Origin of the sequence: Actinokineospora sp. PR83 (assembly GCF_021056305.1) — a bacterium.
Taxonomy (GTDB): domain Bacteria; phylum Actinomycetota; class Actinomycetes; order Mycobacteriales; family Pseudonocardiaceae; genus Actinokineospora; species Actinokineospora spheciospongiae.
Map to the genome: position 1 here is coordinate 14,004 of NZ_JAJCXD010000032.1, position 16,184 is coordinate 30,187.

The window sequence follows — 16,184 nt, forward strand, 5'->3', positions numbered from 1 at the left end:
TCCCGTGCGCGGTGATACGCCGCGTCACTTAATCAGGCATTCGGGGTAACCCGACACACCGGACGGGTGAAAGTGACGTGTAACACTGCGGAAATTTTCTCGAATTGCTCCACCGCAGGTGGAGAGCCGTCCACACATCAAGAACACGAAAAAACCACGGCCACCTGAGCCCAGGTGGCCGTGGTCGGTTCCGACGGTCGATCAGGCCGAAGCCCGCCGAACCCGGAAAGGGTTTCAGAAAATGTTGATGTCACCGATGGTGAGGAACAGGGTCACGATCGACTGGATGAAGTTCATGGTGTCTACACTCCGATTTTACCTGGTGGGGGACGTTTCCCGCGAGTGCGCCTCCCTCTGCGGGAGGTTCAACAGGCGGGGGAAAGGTTCGTTCGCCGCAGCGGAGTCCCCGGTCACCCGGGCGCCCGACACAAACCGGCAGAACCATACATCCGACCACACCATCCCACCCGACGGGGTTCCACAATGGTCGTTTCAGACCATCCGGGCGCCCGCGCTCATTTTGGGCAAACAACCGGTTCTCCGATTGTTCCACGCGCCCCCGGGCGTATACACCACCAATACCGGTTCGACCACAGGATCCTGCTTCCGCACTTTGACTTCCCCCTCACACCGCGCCTGCTACCACCGCAGGAGGCAAATCAGTGGAGCGCCAACTCACCGGAATGCCGCTGCGGTGGATCAAGAAACCCCCGGGGCGCCGAACAAAAGACCACCGGCCGGAAAGTGATGCTTGGTCGAGTTGTTCCGACCAAGTTCCGAGGTAGGCCGGGAGGCCGGGATTTCGGCTTCAGCGAGTGGCCGTGGATCCGGCTGCCGGAGCCCCACCCGGACACCCGGTCCCAGCCCAGTGGTTGTGTTGGAGTCCAGTTGGGAATACTCCGCCTGCGGCCGCCCCGGGCGGGGATGCGCGAACAGGGGGATGCGGTGGCCTTCCAGGCGGACGACGGCGTCACGGTCGGGATCGAAGAGGAGTTCCTCCTGCTCGACGAGGCGACCGGGCTCCCCGCGCCCCGGTCGGCCGAGGTGTTGGGGCGGGCGCGGTTGACCCGCGGCGCGCTGCACGCGGAGCTGATGCAGAGCCAGGTGGAGACGGCCAGCGGCGTGTGCCGGACGCTCACCGAAGTGGGGTCCCAGGTCTGCGAGGCGCGACGAGCACTCACCGCGACCGCTGCCGAGCTGGGGATGCGCCTGGCGGCGTGCGGCGTGCCGGTCGTCGAGAGCCCCGCACCGGCGCGCTCGGTCGGGCCGCGGTTCGCGGAGATCTTCGAGCGGTTCGGGCCGGTGTTCGGCGACTACCAGGTGTCCGGGTGCCACGTGCACGTCGGGGTCGGCGACCGGGACACGGCGGTCGCCGTGCTCAACCACGTCTCCCCCTGGCTGCCGACGCTGCTGGCCCTGTCGGCGAACTCCGCGGTGCGGTACGGGCGGGACCACCGGCAGGCCAGCCTCCGCGTGCTCGACCAGGCCCGGCTACCCGGTTTCGGGCTGCCGCCCTGGTTCGCCTCGGCCGCCGACCACGACCGGCAGGTCGACCGCCTGGTCGACCTGGGGGTGCTCGTGGACGACCGGATGACCTTCTGGATGGTCCGGCCTTCCGCGCACCTCCCCACGGTGGAACTGCGGGCAGCGGACACCGTGGTCGAGCCCTGGGAGGCGGTGGTCCAGGTCGCCTTGTCGCGCGCCCTGGTCCGCACGGCGTTGACCGAGCTGGCGGCGGGCCGCGAAGGACCCCGGCTCGACCCGCAGGTGGCCGCGGCGTCGGTCTGGGCGGCGGCCCGGCACGGGTTGACCGGGCCCGCCATCGACCCGGTGCGCGAAACCCCCAGCACCGGGCGGCAGCGAGTGGCCGACCTGCTGGACCGGGTCGGCCCCGCCCTGGAGGACATGGGCGACTTGGCCTTCACCACGGCCGCGGCCGACGTGCTCGTCCGCGGCGGTTCCGGCGCCGACCGGCAGCGGGCCGCGTTGACCGCGGGGGGCGTCGATCGCGTGGTCGACTCCGTCATCGCGGGGCTGGAAGACCCGAGCGCCGCCATCGCCCGACTCGGTGCGGCCGTGGCCACGTGAGCTGAGCGCCACGGTGATCACAGCCGTGGCCGCTCTGCCTCAGGTGGAGCGATCGGGTTCCAGACCGCTGCGGTATTCGAGGAGTCCTTCGACCCCGCGCAGGAACGTCGCGCAGATGGGTTCCGGGTCGGTCAGGCAGCCCGCGGCCATGGCGCCGTCGCGCAGCATCACGAAGTGCCGGGCGGCGGGTTCCGCATCGGGTTTCCCGGTGTCGGAGAAGAGTTCGGCCGTCGTGGCCAGGAACCACTGCCGGTGCCTGAGCACCGCCCGGTGGACCGGGTGGGCCGGGTCGGGGTACTCGGCGGCGGCGTTGAGGAACGCGCAGCCCCGGAAGCCGGGGCCGCGGATGTCGTCGGCGATGGACTGCCCGACGGCCCGGATGACGTCGTCGGGGGACGCGTCCCGCGCCCGCGCGGCGTCCACGCGCGCGCGGATCGCCTCGTCGGCCAGGGTCAGGTAGGCGACGACGAGGTCGTCCTTGCTCGGGAAGTGCCGGTACAGCGTTGCCCGGGTCACCCCGGCGGTGGCGATGATGCGGTCGATGCCCACGGAGTGGAGCCCTTCGGCGTAGAACAGCCCGCTGGCCGTGCCGAGCAGGCGCGCTCGCGCTTCCGACATGCACCTCTCCCTCCGAGATCCCGCCACGACGTTAGCAGACAGAACGATCGGTCTTGACAGCGTCGCCACCGTGCCCCAAGGTTTAGTAGACCGATCGTTCTATCCACCTGATGTGGCCGAAAGAGGACTCCGATGTCGAGCACCACCCACACCGATGCCCCCGTGACCGATGCCGCAGGCACGACCACGGGTTTGCGAAACCTGTACTACGCCCGATTCGGCTTCGCCGTCGTCTGGGCGGCTCTGGTGGCGCTGACCGCTTCGGCACTCACCCCGCTCAGCACCGCCCTGCTGGTGGTCTACCCGCTGTTCGACGTCGCCGCGGCCGTGGTCGACTTCCGCTCCTCGGGCACCGCGCGACCGCGGGCACCGCTGTACGCCACCATGGCGCTGAGCCTGCTCGCCGCCATCGGGTTGGCCGTCGCCGTCACCTCCGGCATCCCGGACGTGCTGCGGGTGTGGGGTGCCTGGGCGATCACCGCGGGCGTCGTGCAGCTCATCGTCGCGGTCCTGCGCCGCGGGCTCGGCGGCCAGTGGGCGATGATCCTCAGCGGCGGCATCTCCGCCGTCGCGGGTACGAGCTTCATCCTCCAGGCCGCCGGGGCGGACGCGTCGCTCACGACCCTTGCCGGGTACGCGACGCTGGGCGGCGTCTTCTTCCTGGTCTCGGCGATCCGCCTGCACCGCCGCGGCTGAGGTCCGGTCGCCCCCGGTCAGCTTGTCAGGATCTGCGGCGAGAGCACCTTGAGCGTGGCGTTGGTCCACTTGAGTTGGCGCAGGGTGTCCGGGTGGCAGCGCTGGGCCAGTGCGAGCAGGTCCGGTTCGCGCGCCGCCTGGGCGGCTTGGGCGAGCAGTTCCCAGTCGACCGACAGGCCCGCGGTCGCGCGGTGCAGGGCGCGGAGGTCGCGCAGCAGGAGCAGGCCCGGCTCGGGGCGGTGGACGGCGAGTTCGCTGATGGTGGTGCGCAGCGGGGCCGGCAGCCCGGGGTGGTCGGCGGTGTGGGCGTCGAGGCTCAGGCCGTGGCCGCGGGCGGTGGCGGCGAGGTCGCGGACGTGCCGCGCGGACCACTCGGCGAGGTCGAGGGCGACGTGGTGGACCTCGTGCTCCACCTTGTGCCGCTCGGCCGCCCGGCGGAGGTTGCGGGCCAGCGCGGTCTCGGCGCGGTGCAGTTCCCGCAGGACGAGGTTCAGCTTCACCGGGCACCGCCGGTGGGCTGCTCCGCGGAGTGGGTTTCCTGGACCGTGGCGGCCGAGCCGCCCGTGGTGGCGGGAACGGTCGGGTCGAGCGGTGTGGCCGCGCCGGTGGTGGGGGCGGCTGAGGGGTGATCACCCGCAGCGATCCGGGTCAGCGCGGCGGCGGCGGTCTTGAAGAGGGGCTGTTTCGACACCGGGTCCCAATCGGTCATGGTCAGCTCGTTGGCCGCGCGGTGGTGCTCGCGGTCGCCTTCCGGTGGTGCTTCGGTGTCCCAGTAGCCGTAGTGGAAGGGAAGGAACAGCACGCCGGGCCGGATGGCGGACACGCGGGCGTGGGCGCGGACCGAGCCGCGCGGGGTGCTCACCTCGACCAGATCGCCCTCAACGATGCCGTGGGCCTCGGCGTCGGGGGCGGAGACCTCCACCCACACCTCGGGAGCGGCGTCGCGCAGCTGGGGGGTGCGACCGGTCTTGGTGCGGGTGTGGAAGTGGTAGACGGTGCGACCGGTGATCAGCGACAGCGGGAACTCCTCGCCGGGGCGCTCGTGCGGTGGGACGTAGTCGGCCGCCTTGAGCATGGCCTTGCCGTCGGGGTTCATGGCCCGGTACTCGGTGGCCTCCACCGGGGCGCCGGTCACCAGGTCGCGCCCGTAGCTCTCGCAGTAGTCGGGGTCGGCGAAGAACGTGCCGTCCGCGTAGAGGCGTTCGGTGCCGTCCGGGTGTTCGGCGTTGCACGGCCACTGCACGCCGCTGCGTTCGGCGAGCATGTCGTAGTCCAGCCCGGAGTAGTCGCACGGCCTGCCCGCGCTCGCCCGCTGCCAGGCGGCGAACGCCGACTCCGGGTCGTGCCACGGCGGGAACTGTGCGCCGTCGCGGTCGCGGAAGTCCATGCGGCGGGCGTAGTCGAGGAAGATGTCCAGGTCGGGGCGGGCCTGCCCGGGTGGGTCGACGGCCCGGCGGGACAGGTGCACGGTGCGGTCGGCGTTGGTGAAGGTGCCGGTCTTCTCCCCCCACGCCGCGGCGGGCAGCACGACGTCGGCCAGCTCGGCGGTCTCGGTGCGGAAGATGTCCTGCACGACCAGGAACAGCCGGTCCTGGCCGAGGATCGACCGGACCCGGCTCAGCTCGGGCAGGGACACGGCGGGGTTGGTGGCGCTGACCCACAGCATCCGCAGGGAGCCGTTCTCCGCGTAGCGCAGCATCTGCATGAGGTGCGTCGGCGGGGAGTGGTGCGGGATGCGGTCCACGTCGAGGTTCCACAGCTCGGCCAGGTCGGCCACGTGCGCGTCGTTGTGCCAGTTGCGGAAGCCCACCAGGTCGCCGTCGGCGCCGCACTCGCGGGTGTTCTCGGCGGTGGGCTGCCCGTTCATCTGGAGCACGCCCGCGCCCGGCTTGCCGATCATGCCGCGCAGCAGGTGCAGGTTGTTGACCTGCACCGCGGCGGCCGTGGCCTGGTTGGACTGGTAGAAGCCCTGCAGGACGGTGGACAGCAGGCGCCGGGCGCCGCCGAGGACGCGGGCGGCGTCCCGGATCTGCTCGGCGGGCACCCCGCAGGTCGCCGCGGCCCGCTCGGGCGGCCACTGCCGGACCTGGTCGGCGAGGTCGGCGAAGCCCACGGTGGACCGTTCGAGGAAGTCGTGGTCGACCCAGCCGTGTGCGATGACCTCGTGCAGCAGCCCGTTCATCAGGGCGACGTTCGTGCCGGGCAGCGGGGCGAGGTGGACGGTGGCGGCGCGGGCGACGGCGGTGGTGCGCGGGTCGACGCAGACCAGCAGCGGCGGGTTCGGCCCGGCCAGCCGGTCGAGTATCCGGGACCACAGCACGGTCTGCGTCTCGGCGACGTTGTGGCCGAACAGGGCGATGACGTCGGCGTGGTCGACGTCGGTGTAGGAGCCGGGCTGGCCGTCGCAGCCGAAGGACTCCTTGAGGGCAGCCGCGGCGGTGGCGGTGCACAGCCGGGTGTTGCCGTCGACGTGGTTGGTGCCGATCGCCCCGTGGGCGACGGCGGCGAGGGTGTAGTACTCCTCGGCGAAGAGCTGGCCGCTGGTGTGGAAGCCGATCGAGCCGGGGCCGCGGTCGCGCAGCAGCGCCCGGCTGTGCTCGACGACGCGCCCCATGGCCTCGTCCCAGCTCGCCTCGACCAGCCTGCCGCCGTCGCGGACCAGGGGTGTGGTGAGCCGGTCGGCGGAGCGGTTGGCCTGCCAGGCGAACAGGTCCTTGGGGTCGAGCCTGCCGTGGTTGACCCGGTCGTCGGCCCGGCCGCGGACCCCGACCACCCGGCCGTCCTTGACCGCGAGGTGCAGGCCGTCGCCGTTGGAGTGCAGCACCGAGGCCGTGGGCACCCAGTCGTCGACGTCGTCGGCGCTCACCCCGTCGGCGAGCCGGGTGTCCACCCGCGTCGGCCACCGCTCCCCCGGCCCGTAGGGCGTCCTGGTGCCCCACGGCTCGGCGATCCCGTCGCGGCTGGGCATGGCGCCTCCTCGTCCGGTGATCCGACCCGGTGGCGGTACCCGGCGCGGCGCGGGTCAAACGCAGCCCGGCCGCACGGTCGGATGACCTCCGCAGCCGGGGCGGGTTGGCCGGGTCGGGAACGGGTAAGTCGGGGCCATGGCGATTCGTGATCTGCTGTCCTCCGTGGAATCGGTGCGGGCCCTCGACCGCACGGCCGACCTGCTCGGCCGGGTTCGGCTGCCCGAGGCGGTGGAGGGGGTGCTGCGCGGGCGGTTCCTCGGACACCCGGTCCACCCGATCCTCATCACGCTGCCGGTGGGCACGTGGACGGCCGCGGCGGTCGCCGACTTCCTGCTGCACGACGACGACACGGCCCGCACGCTGGTGGGCATCGGGCTCGCGGCCACCCCCGTCGCCGTGCTGACCGGGCTGGTGGAACTGGCCACGGTCACCGACCCGCGCGGCAGGCGGGTGGGGGCGCTGCACGCGCTGACCAACGCGACGGCCACCGCGTGCTTCCTGGCGTCGTACCGGGCGCGGCGGCGCGGTGCCCGCAAGGCCGGGGTGACCTGGTCGGTGCTGGGCCTGACCGCGATGAGCGCAGGCGGCGCCCTCGGCGGGCACCTGGCCTACGTGCTGGGGGCGGGCGTCCGCCGGGAGAGCTGATAACACGCCCGGCCACGGCCTGCACGGCGGGACGAGTGGGCTTCCCCACGTTGCGCGCGAGCCGGTTCCGGTGTCCGGACCTCGATTGTCCTTTGTGGAATTCGCCCCGCCTGGCCTTCTCGTTGAGAGAGGTGTTACGCGGGTGTTTCTCCACGCCGCCGCGGGGTAAACAGCGCCGGGCGACGAAATAGGAGACGGCCATGACCACAATGGATCTCACCCCCGACGAGCTCGAGCCGGAGGGTCTTCCCACGGCGGTGCTGCGACTGCCCGGCGTGTACCGGCCGCAGGAGGACACCAGGTTGTTGACCCGCGCGATCGCCGCCGCGGGGGTGCGCCGCGGCGCACGGGTCCTGGACCTGTGCACCGGGACCGGCGCGCAGGCCGTGGCCGCCGCCAAGGCGGGCGCGGGGTCGGTCACCGCCGTGGACCTCTCCCGGCGCGCGCTGGCCGCGGCCTGGCTCAACGGCGTGCTGAACCGCGCCCCGGTGCGGGTGCGCCGCGGCGGCGTGTCCAGCGTGGTCGGATCGGGCCCCTACGACGTGGTGGTGGCCAACCCGCCCTACGTGCCTTGCCCGAGGCCCACCACGCCGTCCACCCGGGCCTGGGACGCGGGCCCGGACGGGCGGGCGGTGCTCGACGAGCTGTGCCCCGCCGCGGCCGGGCTGCTGCGGCCGGGCGGTTTCCTGCTGCTGGTCCACTCCGAGGTCGCCGACGTGCCCCGCTCGCTCAGCCAGCTCCAGGCGGGTGGGCTGCGCGCGGAGGTCGTGTCCCGGACCAGGGTGCCCTTCGGCCCGGTCATGCGCGAGCGCGCGCCCTACCTGCGCGAGCGCGGCCTGATCGGACCGGACGAGGACACCGAGGTCGTCACGGTGCTGCGCGCCGACCGCGTGGCGTGACCCGATCGGGCGGGCCCCGGACCCCAACGGGTAGATGAGCACCCCAACGGGTCGATGATCGGCGCCACGCCCGGGATGTTGTCGTTTGCCCCATCCCCGCTGGGTATACCGGGGCATGGGTTCACGGACCGAGCGCACCCCGGGTGCGCCGCACCGCGACACGCGCGCGGGCGGCGACCCGGGGTGCGGCGCACCGGCGCGGCGGAACGAGCTGAGTTGGCTGGGGCCGCACGGTGATCGCGAGGAGCACGCCCGGGCCCACCACGGCCGCTTCGAGTTGGTCCCGACGACGGCTTTCGGGCGCGCGCTGGGGCTGTACGGGCGGGTGGAGGTGGACGACCGCCGTGTCCTGGTGCGGCTGGGCCCGTGGCGGCTGAGCAGGCCGTGCGACCTGCTGGCCGAGGTGGGCGGGCGCCCGCGCGGCCTCGCCGCCGTGGCCGCCGCGCTGCTCGCCGCGGTGTGTGGCCGGGACCACGTGGTGTGCGTGCGCTTCCGACACGGCGTGCGGGGAGGGCGCGGACCCCGCACGATTGTGGTCGGGGTCGACGACCCGAGGGGGTTGACCCGGATGCTCCGCCAGCACATCGAAGCGCGCGAGGTCGGCACCGGGGCGGGCACCGGCACCAGGTCATGACGGAGGTTCTGTGAGGTTCACCGGCGAGGCGGCACCGAGGGCGGTCCGCAGGTCCGCGCACGAGGATTTCCCGGGGTGGCACCGCCGGGTCCGGGCGGAGGCCGCCGACCACGTCCGCGACTTCGTCGTCCGCCGGGCCGCCGAGCACCTCACCCGGGAGACCGAGGTGATCGGCCGGGTGCTGACCGACTTCGTCGGCCGGGGCAAGTACCTGCGGTCGACGTTCGTGCTGGCGGGCTGGCTGTGCGGGGCCGCGGAGACCCCGGCCGCGCTGCGCGCCGCGGCCAGCGCCGAACTGCTGCACTGCTTCGCGCTGATCCAGGACGACGTCATGGACGAGTCGGCCACCCGCCGGGGCAGGCCCGCCGCGCACGTGCGCTTCGCCGACTGGCACCGCCGCTGCGGGCTGGCCGGGTCGGCGGAGCGGTTCGGCGAGTCGGCCGCGGTGCTGGCGGCGGACCTGTGCCTGGTGTGGGCGGCGCAGATGCTGCGCGAGAGCGGGCTGCCCGCCGACGCGGTCACCAGGGCGCTGCCCCGCTACGACTGGCTGCGCGCGGAGCTGGCCGTGGGCCAGTTCCGGGACCTGGTGAACCAGGTGGCCGAGGAGCCGTCGCTCGGCGAGGTGCTGGCCGTGGCGCGGGCCAAGTCCGGGCACTACACGGTGCGCAGGCCGCTGGAGCTGGGCGCGGAGCTGGCGGGCTGCGACCAGGAGGTCATCGGCGCGCTGGGCGAGTACGGCGACGCGATCGGCGAGGCGTTCCAGCTCCGCGACGACCTGCTCGGCGTGTTCGGCGACCCGGCCACCACCGGCAAGCCCCTCGGCGACGACCTGCGGGCGGGCAAGGCCACCAGCGTGGTCGTCGTGGCCCGCGACCTGGCGACCCCCGCGCAGCGCCGCGAGCTGGACGGGCTGCGCGGCGGCGCCTCTGCCGACGAGGCCGAGCTGCGGCGCTGGGTGCGGCTGATCGAGGGCACCGGGGCCCGCGCGGAGGTCGAGCGGCTCATCGACGAGCGGCTGCACCGGGGGGTGGCCGCGCTGGCGCCCGCCCCGATCCCGGCGGTGGCCCGCGACCACCTGACCGGTCTGGCGCTCGCGTGCGGCGAGCGCGGCCGGTGAGGACAATCGACCGGACCGGCACGGGTCCGACCGGCACGGCGGGGAACAAGGCGATGGGGGACGGCACATGCGCGTGGTGAACGGCAAGACCGATCGGGTGGTGGTGGTCGGGGCCGGCCTCTCCGGGCTGTCGGCCGCGCTGCACCTGGCCGGGCGCGGTCGGGAAGTGACGGTGCTCGAACGCGACCGGGTGCCCGGCGGTCTGGCCGGGCGGCACGACGTGGACGGGTACCGGGTGGACACCGGGCCCACCGTGCTGACGATGCCCGACATCCTCGACGAGACGTTCGCGGCGGTGGGCGAGTCGGTGCGCGACCGGCTCGACCTGCTGCCGCTGACCCCGGCCTACCGGGCGCACTTCGCCGACGGTTCGCGGCTGGACGTGCACAGCGACGAGGCCGCCATGACCGAGGCGGTGCGCTCCTTCGCCGGTCCCGGGGAGGCGGTGGGGTACCTGCGGCTGCGGCGGTGGCTGCGCAGGCTCTACGAGGTGGAGTACGAGCGCTTCATCGCGGCCAACTTCGACTCGCCGCTGTCGCTGCTCACCCCGACGCTGGCCCGGCTGGTGGCCATGGGCGGGTTCGGCAGCCTGGAACGGGCGGTCGGGCGGTTCCTGGCCGACGAGCGGCTGCGGCGGGTGTTCAGCTTCCAGTCCCTCTACGCGGGCGAGTCCCCGCACCGCGCGCTCGGCGTCTACGGGGTCATCGCCTACATGGACACCGTCGCGGGTGTGCACTTCCCGCGCGGTGGGATGCGGGCGGTCCCGGACGCGCTGGCCGCCGCCGGGGTGAGCGCCGGGGTGGAGTACCGCTACGGCAGCGAGGTCGACCACCTGGAGCGGCGCGGCGGCCGGGTCACCGCGGTGCGGACCGCGGCCGGTGAGCGGTTCGAGTGCGACGCGGTGGTGCTGGCGACCGAGCCGAACACCGCCTACCGGCTGCTCGGCCGGGCACCGCGCAGGCCGACCCGGCTGCGGTCGTCGCCGTCGGCGGTGGTGGTGCACCTGGGGACCACGGCGCGCTGGCCGGACACCGCGCACCACTCGCTGTCCTTCGGCGGGGCCTGGCGCGGCACCTTCGACGAGATCATCCGCCGGGGCACCACCATGAGCGACCCGTCGCTGCTGATCACCCGGCCGACCGCGTCCGACCCCGGGCTGGCGCCCCCGGACCGCGACCTGCTGTACCTGCTGGCGCCGGTGCCGAACCTGGAGGTGGGACGGGTGGACTGGGAACGCGACGGCAAGGCCTACGTCGAGGAGGTGGTGTCCGTGGCCGAGCGCAGGCTCTTCCCCGGGCTGGCCGCCTCGGTGGAGGCGGTGCACACGGTGACGCCCACCGACTGGGCGGCCAGGGGCCTGACCGCGGGCACGCCGTTCAGCTACGCCCACTCGCTGACCCAGACCGGGCCGTTCCGCCCGTCGAACTTCCCCCGCTACAGCGAGAACGCGGTGCTCGCCGGGTCGGGGACGGTGCCGGGGGTGGGCGTGCCCACAGCCCTGGTGTCGGGGAGGCTGGCCGCCGACCGGGTCACCGGTTCCCGATGAGCGCGCGCGAACTCGACGCCGCGGGCATCACCGACGAGTCGCTGCGCCTGGCCTACCGGCGCTGCCGGGCGCTCAACGCCCGCCACGGGCGCACCTACTTCCTGGCCACCCGGCTGCTGCCGCGCGACCGGCGCTCGGCGGTGCACGCCCTCTACGGCTTCGCCAGGTGGACCGACGACCTGGTGGACGAACCCGGCCCCGGCCCGGTGGACCCGGCCCGCGACCTCGACGCCGCCGCCGACCTGATCACCGAGGGGTTGGCGAGCGGCACCTCGGCGCACCCGGTGGTGGCCGCGGTGGCCGACACCGCCCGCCGGTACCGGCTGGAACCAGAGCTGTTCACCGCGTTCCTGCACTCCATGCGGATGGACCTGCACGTCACCGACTACCCGAACCGGGCTGCGCTGGCCGAGTACGTGCACGGCTCTGCGGAGGTCATCGGGTTGCAGGTGCTGCCGGTGCTGGGCACGGTCGTCCCCCGCGAGGAGGCCGCCCCGCACGCGGCGGCCCTGGGCGAGGCGTTCCAGCTCACCAACTTCCTGCGCGACGTCAGCGAGGACCTCGACCGCGGCCGGGTGTACCTGCCCGCCGACGAACTGGAGTCGTTCGGCGTGGACCGCGACCGGTTGCAGTGGTGCCGCGACCGGGGCCGCACCGACGACGCGGTCCGCCGCGCGGTCATCCACCAGGCGGCGGTGATCCGCGGCGTCTACCGGGTGGCCGCGGCGGGCATCCCGATGCTGGACCCGGTGTCGCGGCCGTGCGTGGACACCGCGCTGGTGCTCTACTCCGGCATCCTCGACCGCATCGCCGAGCAGGACCACGACGTCTTCGCCGCCCGCGCCACCGTGCCGGGGCCGCAGCGGGCCCGGGTGGCGGGCACCGCGCTGGCCCGGGCCTGGTGGGCCCGCCAGGGCGCGGGCCGGCCTGGCGTGTCACCACGGCTGGACACGGCCTGATGGCGCACCACCGAACCGAGAACCAGGAGCTGTAGATGAGCCGCTCGCGCAGTCCGCTGACCCACGCCGAGGTACCGGGGGCGTTCGACGCCGCCGCGGGCACCTACGACCGGCTCGTGGGCAGCAACCCCGGCTACCACGAACACCTGCTGGCCTCCGCCGAGGCACTGGGCCTGCCCGACGGCGGCGCGGGCCTGCGCGTCCTCGACGTCGGCTGCGGCACCGGCGCCTCCACCGCGGCACTGCTGCGGGTCGCCCCCCAAGCGGAGATCGTCGGCGTCGACGCGTCCGGCGAGATGCTGGCCGAGGCGCGGAAGAAGGACTGGCCGGACACGGTGAACTTCGTGCACTCCAGCGTCGAGGACCTGCCGGACGCGCCGATCTCGGGGACGTTCGACGCGGTGTTCGCGGCCTACCTGCTGCGCAACCTGGCCGACCCGGACGCGGCGCTGGTGACGTTGCGCGGGCTGCTGCACGCCGGGGGTGTGCTCGGGGTGCACGAGTACGTGCGCGGGGCGGACGCGGCGGCCCGGGTGCGGTGGAACGCGGTGTGCTGGTCGGTGATCATCCCGATGGGACGGGTGCGCGGGGGTGACGCGACGCTGTACCGGCACCTGTGGCGGAGTGTGAACGAGTTCGACGACGCTGCGGGGCTCAGTGGGCGGTTGCGGCGGGCGGGGTTCGGGGAGGTGCACGCGACCAGCGCCGGGGGGTGGCAGAAGGGGATCGAGTACACCTTCATCGCTCGGCCTTGAGCGTCCGGCTGCTTGGCCGTGTCTTCGAAGCCGGGGCTTGGTGTGAAAGCCGGTCGTTTGGTGTGGGTGCCCGGCTGGGTGGATGTGTTTGGGTGGGGCCCCTATGGCGATCATGTGCCCAGTGCGACCGAGTGGGGCTGAAGGGATGCCCCACAGCCCAGGCAGGCTTGCACATGATCGCCACCCCCACCCAAACACATCCACCCACCCGGGCAGTTGGGCAGCCGGGCCTGCGGTTTCGGGGGCGGCTGGCTGTCGCTGCGCCGGTGAGGTCCTGGGTGGCTGGTTGTCGCTGCGCCAGCGAGGTCTTAGGTCGGCTGCTTGTGGCTGCGCCGGTGAGGTTCGGGGTGGCTGGTTGTTGCTGCGCCGGTGAGGTTTGGCGTGGCTGGTGATCGGGTGGCTAGTGGTCTTCGGGGGTGGGCGATTTCGCCTTCGGCCAAGGGGGTTTGCCTACCCGGCCGGGTGGCCGGGTAGGCGGTCGGATCAGCCGTGGTGTGGGGTCAGTTGGGGTGCTGGTTCGGTTGTGGTGCGCAGGGCGTAGCGGCGCTCGGCGTAGGCGAGGTCGTCGCGCCAGAGGCGGGCGGCGCCCCAGCGCATCAGGGGGCGCAGGAGTGGGGCCACGCGGGTGGCGGTGGTGAAGCCGGGGCGGTCGGAGGTGGCGATGACCGCCTCGATGACCGAGGTCCGGGCGCGGCCGTCGGGGCCGTCGGGCAGTGGGGTGGCGTGGGTTTCGACCACGCTGCCGATGCCTTCCCCGGCGGTGATGCGCATGACGACCGTGCGGGGTTCCGGGCAGTGGAACTCCGCGCGGACCGGGACGCCCAGGCGGGCGCCGAGCAGGTAGGTGACGTCCACCAGGAACCGGTCGTCGGCTTCTTCGACCACGTCCGGGCCGGGGGCGTGTTCGACGGTGAGGCGGGCGAAGGCGTACGGGTGGAACCAGGAGCCGTGCCAGGGGTCGAGCCGGTTGGCGATGATGTCGCCGGGTTCGCAGGTGCCCGTGGCGGTGGCCACTGCGGCGATGGCGACGGCGGGGTCGGGGCGTTCGGGCAGGACCGGGGCGGGCAGCGGGGTTTCCCCGCCCAGCCGGTCGAGGCGGACCCAGACCAGGACGCCGTCGTCGTGGGCGGGTAGGGGGCTCCAGCCGAAGCCGCCCTCTCGGTCCAGGGGCATGCCGTGCCAGCGGCAGCGCAGGGTGCCGCACTCCACCTTGCCCTCGGCCAGCGGTGCCCCCAGGTGCGGGCAGGCGCCCGGGCCGACCACCAACCCACCTCCGGCGTCGCGCCAGGCGACCAGCTCGACCGGTCCGACGTGCGTTCCGAAGGGACGGTCGGGGCGGATGTCGGTGCTGGCGGCGAAGACGAACCAGTTGCCCGACGGGCGGGCGGCGGCGCGGGCGGCGGCGGCGTCGATCAGGGCGGGCTTGGCCTCCCGGAACGTCGGGTGCTGCCGGGACCAGGACCGCCGGGCCAGCGGGCGCACCGGCACCGCGTCCGGCCACCGGTCGCGCAGCGCGTCGAGCATGGACATCCTCTGTTCCTCCTCCGTCGAACCTCGCGGTCCCGCCGACCTCACTGCGCCGCCTGCCGCGTGGCCTGCACGCTGAGGGCGACCCGGTAGCCCAGGAGCACCAGCACGTGCAGCAGGTACAGCCACAGCGCCAGGGCCACCGCCTCCCCCGCCGTGGCGATGCCCCCGAAGGGCACCGACCAGTCGAGCGGGAAGCTCAGGAACAGCAGGAAGCCGTGCAGGAAACCCGACACCACCGCCCCCGTCGCGAACCCGCAGGCGAGCGCGGTCAGCGCGGGGAGTTCCGCAGGCGAGTGCACCACATACACGACCGACAGGCACACCGAGACCACCAACCAGTCCACGTGGAAGGTCGCGATCACCCCCCACACCGGGCCCGCGCCGCCCCCGGTGTACAGCGGGGCGACGGCCGGGGCGGTGACCAGCAGCAGCACCACCAGCACCGGGCTCAGCACCACGATCGGCAGGAAGCCGAACCGCCCCTTCCACCCCACGAGCGCCCCCGGCGGGGAGTGGGCGACCTGCCGCATGGCTCGGCGCAGCCCCTCGCCGTAGAAGGTGGCGGGCGGCAGCGCGACGAGCAGCACCCACCACGGGCTGCCCAGCGCCGCCGCCACCAGCTCCCGCAACCCCTCCCGACCGTCGTGGGCGTCGGGCAGCGCCTCGACCAGCGCGGAGACACCATCCACGGTGAACCGGTCGGAGGTCAGCAGGGCCGCGCCGCGCAGGGCGAGCAGCAGCACCGGTATCGCGGCGATGCAGGCGAAGAACGTCAACCCGGCGGTCCACAGCGACAGGTCCCGCCCGCGCAGGGCACGCAGGGCGTGGCGGACGACGCGGCGCGACCGGTCGAGCACTCGGGTGGTGGGGAACACCGGGGCGGTCATGGGCGGTGCGTACCCGTTCTCAGCGCGCCCCCACCACCACGCCGTACGGTGATGCGGTCTCGGTGGGGAGGAACACGGGTGGACGAGCGCGAGGAAGCGGTCGCTGGTTGGTCTCGGTTGCACGGTACTGACGTGTCCGGGAACGCCTTGGCGGTCGGCTGGCTGCGGCTGGTGCACCGCTGTGCCCACCCGCTGCGGCGGGTGTCACCGGACGCGCTGTCCGCGCTGGGCGTGCTGACCGCCTGGGGCGCTGTCGCGGTGGCGGCCCTGGGTGGGCGGTGGCCGCTGGTGGCGGTGCTGCTGGTGGTCCTCACCGGCCTGCTCGACGGCCTCGACGGGGCGGTGGCGCTGATCACCGGCCGGGCCCGGCCGCTGGGGGCGGTGGTGGACGCCGTGGCGGACCGCTTGGGGGACCTGGGTTTTGTGGCGGTCCTGCTGGCGCTGGGCGCCGACCCGCTGTGGTGCGCGGTGATCGCGGCGGCGGTGTTCGTGCACGAGTACGCCAGGGCGCGCGCCCAGGGGGTGGGCATGACCGGCGCGGGCGTGGTGACGGTGGCCGAGCGGCCGACGCGCGTCATCGTGACGGCGGTGATCGCGGCGGGGGCCGGTGCGTTCCCCGGTGGGGCGCCGGGGTCGGGGTGGTCGTGGGCGGTGGTGGGCGTGGTGCTGTGGCTCGGTGTCTCGGTCGTGGGTTTGGTCCAGTTGGCGATCGGCATCACCGCCGCCCTCCGCGGACTCCCCTGGCCCGAACAGGATTCGCCTCCCGCCCGGACCGGCGAGTCGCGCTGAGCACGCGGCACGGCGGTGCGGCCCGGCGCCCACCCGACCCGGCGCACCTCGG

General features: G+C 73.7%; 15 protein-coding genes. 10 read left to right on the forward strand and 5 right to left on the reverse strand.

All coding sequences use genetic code 11. The features are described from left to right. Positions 1-888 precede the first annotated feature (888 nt). A complete protein-coding gene (locus L6E12_RS11380) occupies positions 889-2,088 on the forward strand; it encodes a YbdK family carboxylate-amine ligase (protein ID WP_236227855.1) in 1,200 nt (399 codons plus the stop codon). Between the two features lie 39 nt (positions 2,089-2,127). On the opposite strand, the gene L6E12_RS11385 is transcribed toward L6E12_RS11380, so the two are convergent. Further along, positions 2,128-2,706, reverse strand: a complete 579-nt coding sequence (locus L6E12_RS11385; protein ID WP_236227856.1) for a TetR/AcrR family transcriptional regulator — start codon at positions 2,704-2,706, stop codon at positions 2,128-2,130. 132 nt (positions 2,707-2,838) lie between these two features. Here L6E12_RS11385 and L6E12_RS11390 point away from each other — a divergent pair, with 132 nt between their 5' ends. Further along, positions 2,839-3,402 (forward strand): hypothetical protein, encoded by a 564-nt coding sequence (locus tag L6E12_RS11390; RefSeq protein WP_236227857.1) that lies wholly within the window; start codon positions 2,839-2,841, stop codon positions 3,400-3,402. Between the two features lie 17 nt (positions 3,403-3,419). Here L6E12_RS11390 and L6E12_RS11395 read toward each other — a convergent pair whose 3' ends face one another. Together L6E12_RS11395 and L6E12_RS11400 are read right to left on the reverse strand one after the other, a co-directional pair. Continuing rightward, positions 3,420-3,902 (reverse strand): hypothetical protein, encoded by a 483-nt coding sequence (locus L6E12_RS11395; protein WP_236227858.1) that lies wholly within the window; start codon positions 3,900-3,902, stop codon positions 3,420-3,422. After that, positions 3,899-6,370 (reverse strand): molybdopterin oxidoreductase family protein, encoded by a 2,472-nt coding sequence (locus L6E12_RS11400; RefSeq protein WP_236227859.1) that lies wholly within the window; start codon positions 6,368-6,370, stop codon positions 3,899-3,901. Before L6E12_RS11400 ends, L6E12_RS11395 begins: the two co-directional genes overlap by 4 nt. A 136-nt stretch (positions 6,371-6,506) precedes the next feature. Here L6E12_RS11400 and L6E12_RS11405 point away from each other — a divergent pair, with 136 nt between their 5' ends. The 7 genes from L6E12_RS11405 to L6E12_RS11435 all read left to right on the forward strand — a co-directional run bounded on the left by L6E12_RS11405 (position 6,507) and on the right by L6E12_RS11435 (position 12,926). Next, positions 6,507-7,016: a DUF2231 domain-containing protein gene (locus L6E12_RS11405; protein ID WP_236227860.1), complete on the forward strand. Its 510-nt coding sequence runs from the start codon at positions 6,507-6,509 to the stop codon at positions 7,014-7,016. Between the two features lie 200 nt (positions 7,017-7,216). Beyond that, positions 7,217-7,915: a methyltransferase gene (locus tag L6E12_RS11410; RefSeq protein ID WP_236227861.1), complete on the forward strand. Its 699-nt coding sequence runs from the start codon at positions 7,217-7,219 to the stop codon at positions 7,913-7,915. Positions 7,916-8,030: 115 nt separating this feature from the next. Further along, a complete protein-coding gene (locus tag L6E12_RS11415; RefSeq protein WP_236227862.1) occupies positions 8,031-8,549 on the forward strand; it encodes a hypothetical protein in 519 nt (172 codons plus the stop codon). Positions 8,550-8,559: 10 nt separating this feature from the next. Further along, on the forward strand, positions 8,560-9,666 hold the full coding sequence (locus tag L6E12_RS11420) for a polyprenyl synthetase family protein (RefSeq protein ID WP_236227863.1): 1,107 nt from the start codon (positions 8,560-8,562) through the stop codon (positions 9,664-9,666). A 67-nt stretch (positions 9,667-9,733) separates the two neighbouring features. Continuing rightward, positions 9,734-11,212: a phytoene desaturase family protein gene (gene crtI / locus L6E12_RS11425; protein ID WP_236227864.1), complete on the forward strand. Its 1,479-nt coding sequence runs from the start codon at positions 9,734-9,736 to the stop codon at positions 11,210-11,212. Beyond that, entirely contained in the window at positions 11,209-12,171 is a 963-nt protein-coding gene (locus tag L6E12_RS11430) for a phytoene/squalene synthase family protein (protein WP_236227865.1), read from the forward strand. The genes crtI and L6E12_RS11430 overlap by 4 nt, the downstream gene beginning before the upstream one ends. A gap of 35 nt (positions 12,172-12,206) precedes the next feature. Next, a complete protein-coding gene (locus L6E12_RS11435; protein ID WP_236227866.1) occupies positions 12,207-12,926 on the forward strand; it encodes a class I SAM-dependent methyltransferase in 720 nt (239 codons plus the stop codon). A gap of 483 nt (positions 12,927-13,409) precedes the next feature. Here the strand turns inward: L6E12_RS11435 and L6E12_RS11440 are convergent, their stop codons facing one another. Both L6E12_RS11440 and L6E12_RS11445 read right to left on the reverse strand, forming a co-directional pair. Then, entirely contained in the window at positions 13,410-14,456 is a 1,047-nt protein-coding gene (locus L6E12_RS11440; RefSeq protein ID WP_236227867.1) for a DUF5914 domain-containing protein, read from the reverse strand. A 41-nt stretch (positions 14,457-14,497) separates the two neighbouring features. After that, the gene (locus L6E12_RS11445) at positions 14,498-15,343 is read right to left on the reverse strand and encodes a YhjD/YihY/BrkB family envelope integrity protein (RefSeq protein WP_236227868.1); all 846 of its coding nucleotides are present in this window, start codon (positions 15,341-15,343) and stop codon (positions 14,498-14,500) included. A gap of 132 nt (positions 15,344-15,475) precedes the next feature. On the opposite strand from L6E12_RS11445, the gene L6E12_RS11450 reads away from it, so the two are divergent. After that, complete coding sequence (locus tag L6E12_RS11450; RefSeq protein WP_236227869.1) at positions 15,476-16,132, forward strand: CDP-alcohol phosphatidyltransferase family protein; 657 nt, start codon at positions 15,476-15,478, stop codon at positions 16,130-16,132. The last annotated feature ends 52 nt before the right edge of the window (positions 16,133-16,184 follow it).

Excerpts from the sequence above, each read along its gene's own strand:
- L6E12_RS11440 (WP_236227867.1), bottom strand. The coding sequence starts at position 14,456 with ATGTCCATGCTCGACGCGCTGCGCGACCGGTGGCCGGACGCGGTGCCG.
- L6E12_RS11445 (WP_236227868.1), bottom strand. The coding sequence starts at position 15,343 with ATGACCGCCCCGGTGTTCCCCACCACCCGAGTGCTCGACCGGTCGCGC.
- L6E12_RS11410 (WP_236227861.1), top strand. The coding sequence starts at position 7,217 with ATGACCACAATGGATCTCACCCCCGACGAGCTCGAGCCGGAGGGTCTT.
- L6E12_RS11400 (WP_236227859.1), bottom strand. The coding sequence starts at position 6,370 with ATGCCCAGCCGCGACGGGATCGCCGAGCCGTGGGGCACCAGGACGCCC.
- L6E12_RS11435 (WP_236227866.1), top strand. The coding sequence starts at position 12,207 with ATGAGCCGCTCGCGCAGTCCGCTGACCCACGCCGAGGTACCGGGGGCG.
- L6E12_RS11415 (WP_236227862.1), top strand. The coding sequence starts at position 8,031 with ATGGGTTCACGGACCGAGCGCACCCCGGGTGCGCCGCACCGCGACACG.
- L6E12_RS11385 (WP_236227856.1), bottom strand. The coding sequence starts at position 2,706 with ATGTCGGAAGCGCGAGCGCGCCTGCTCGGCACGGCCAGCGGGCTGTTC.
- L6E12_RS11390 (WP_236227857.1), top strand. The coding sequence starts at position 2,839 with ATGTCGAGCACCACCCACACCGATGCCCCCGTGACCGATGCCGCAGGC.
- L6E12_RS11405 (WP_236227860.1), top strand. The coding sequence starts at position 6,507 with ATGGCGATTCGTGATCTGCTGTCCTCCGTGGAATCGGTGCGGGCCCTC.
- crtI (WP_236227864.1), top strand. The coding sequence starts at position 9,734 with ATGCGCGTGGTGAACGGCAAGACCGATCGGGTGGTGGTGGTCGGGGCC.
- L6E12_RS11430 (WP_236227865.1), top strand. The coding sequence starts at position 11,209 with ATGAGCGCGCGCGAACTCGACGCCGCGGGCATCACCGACGAGTCGCTG.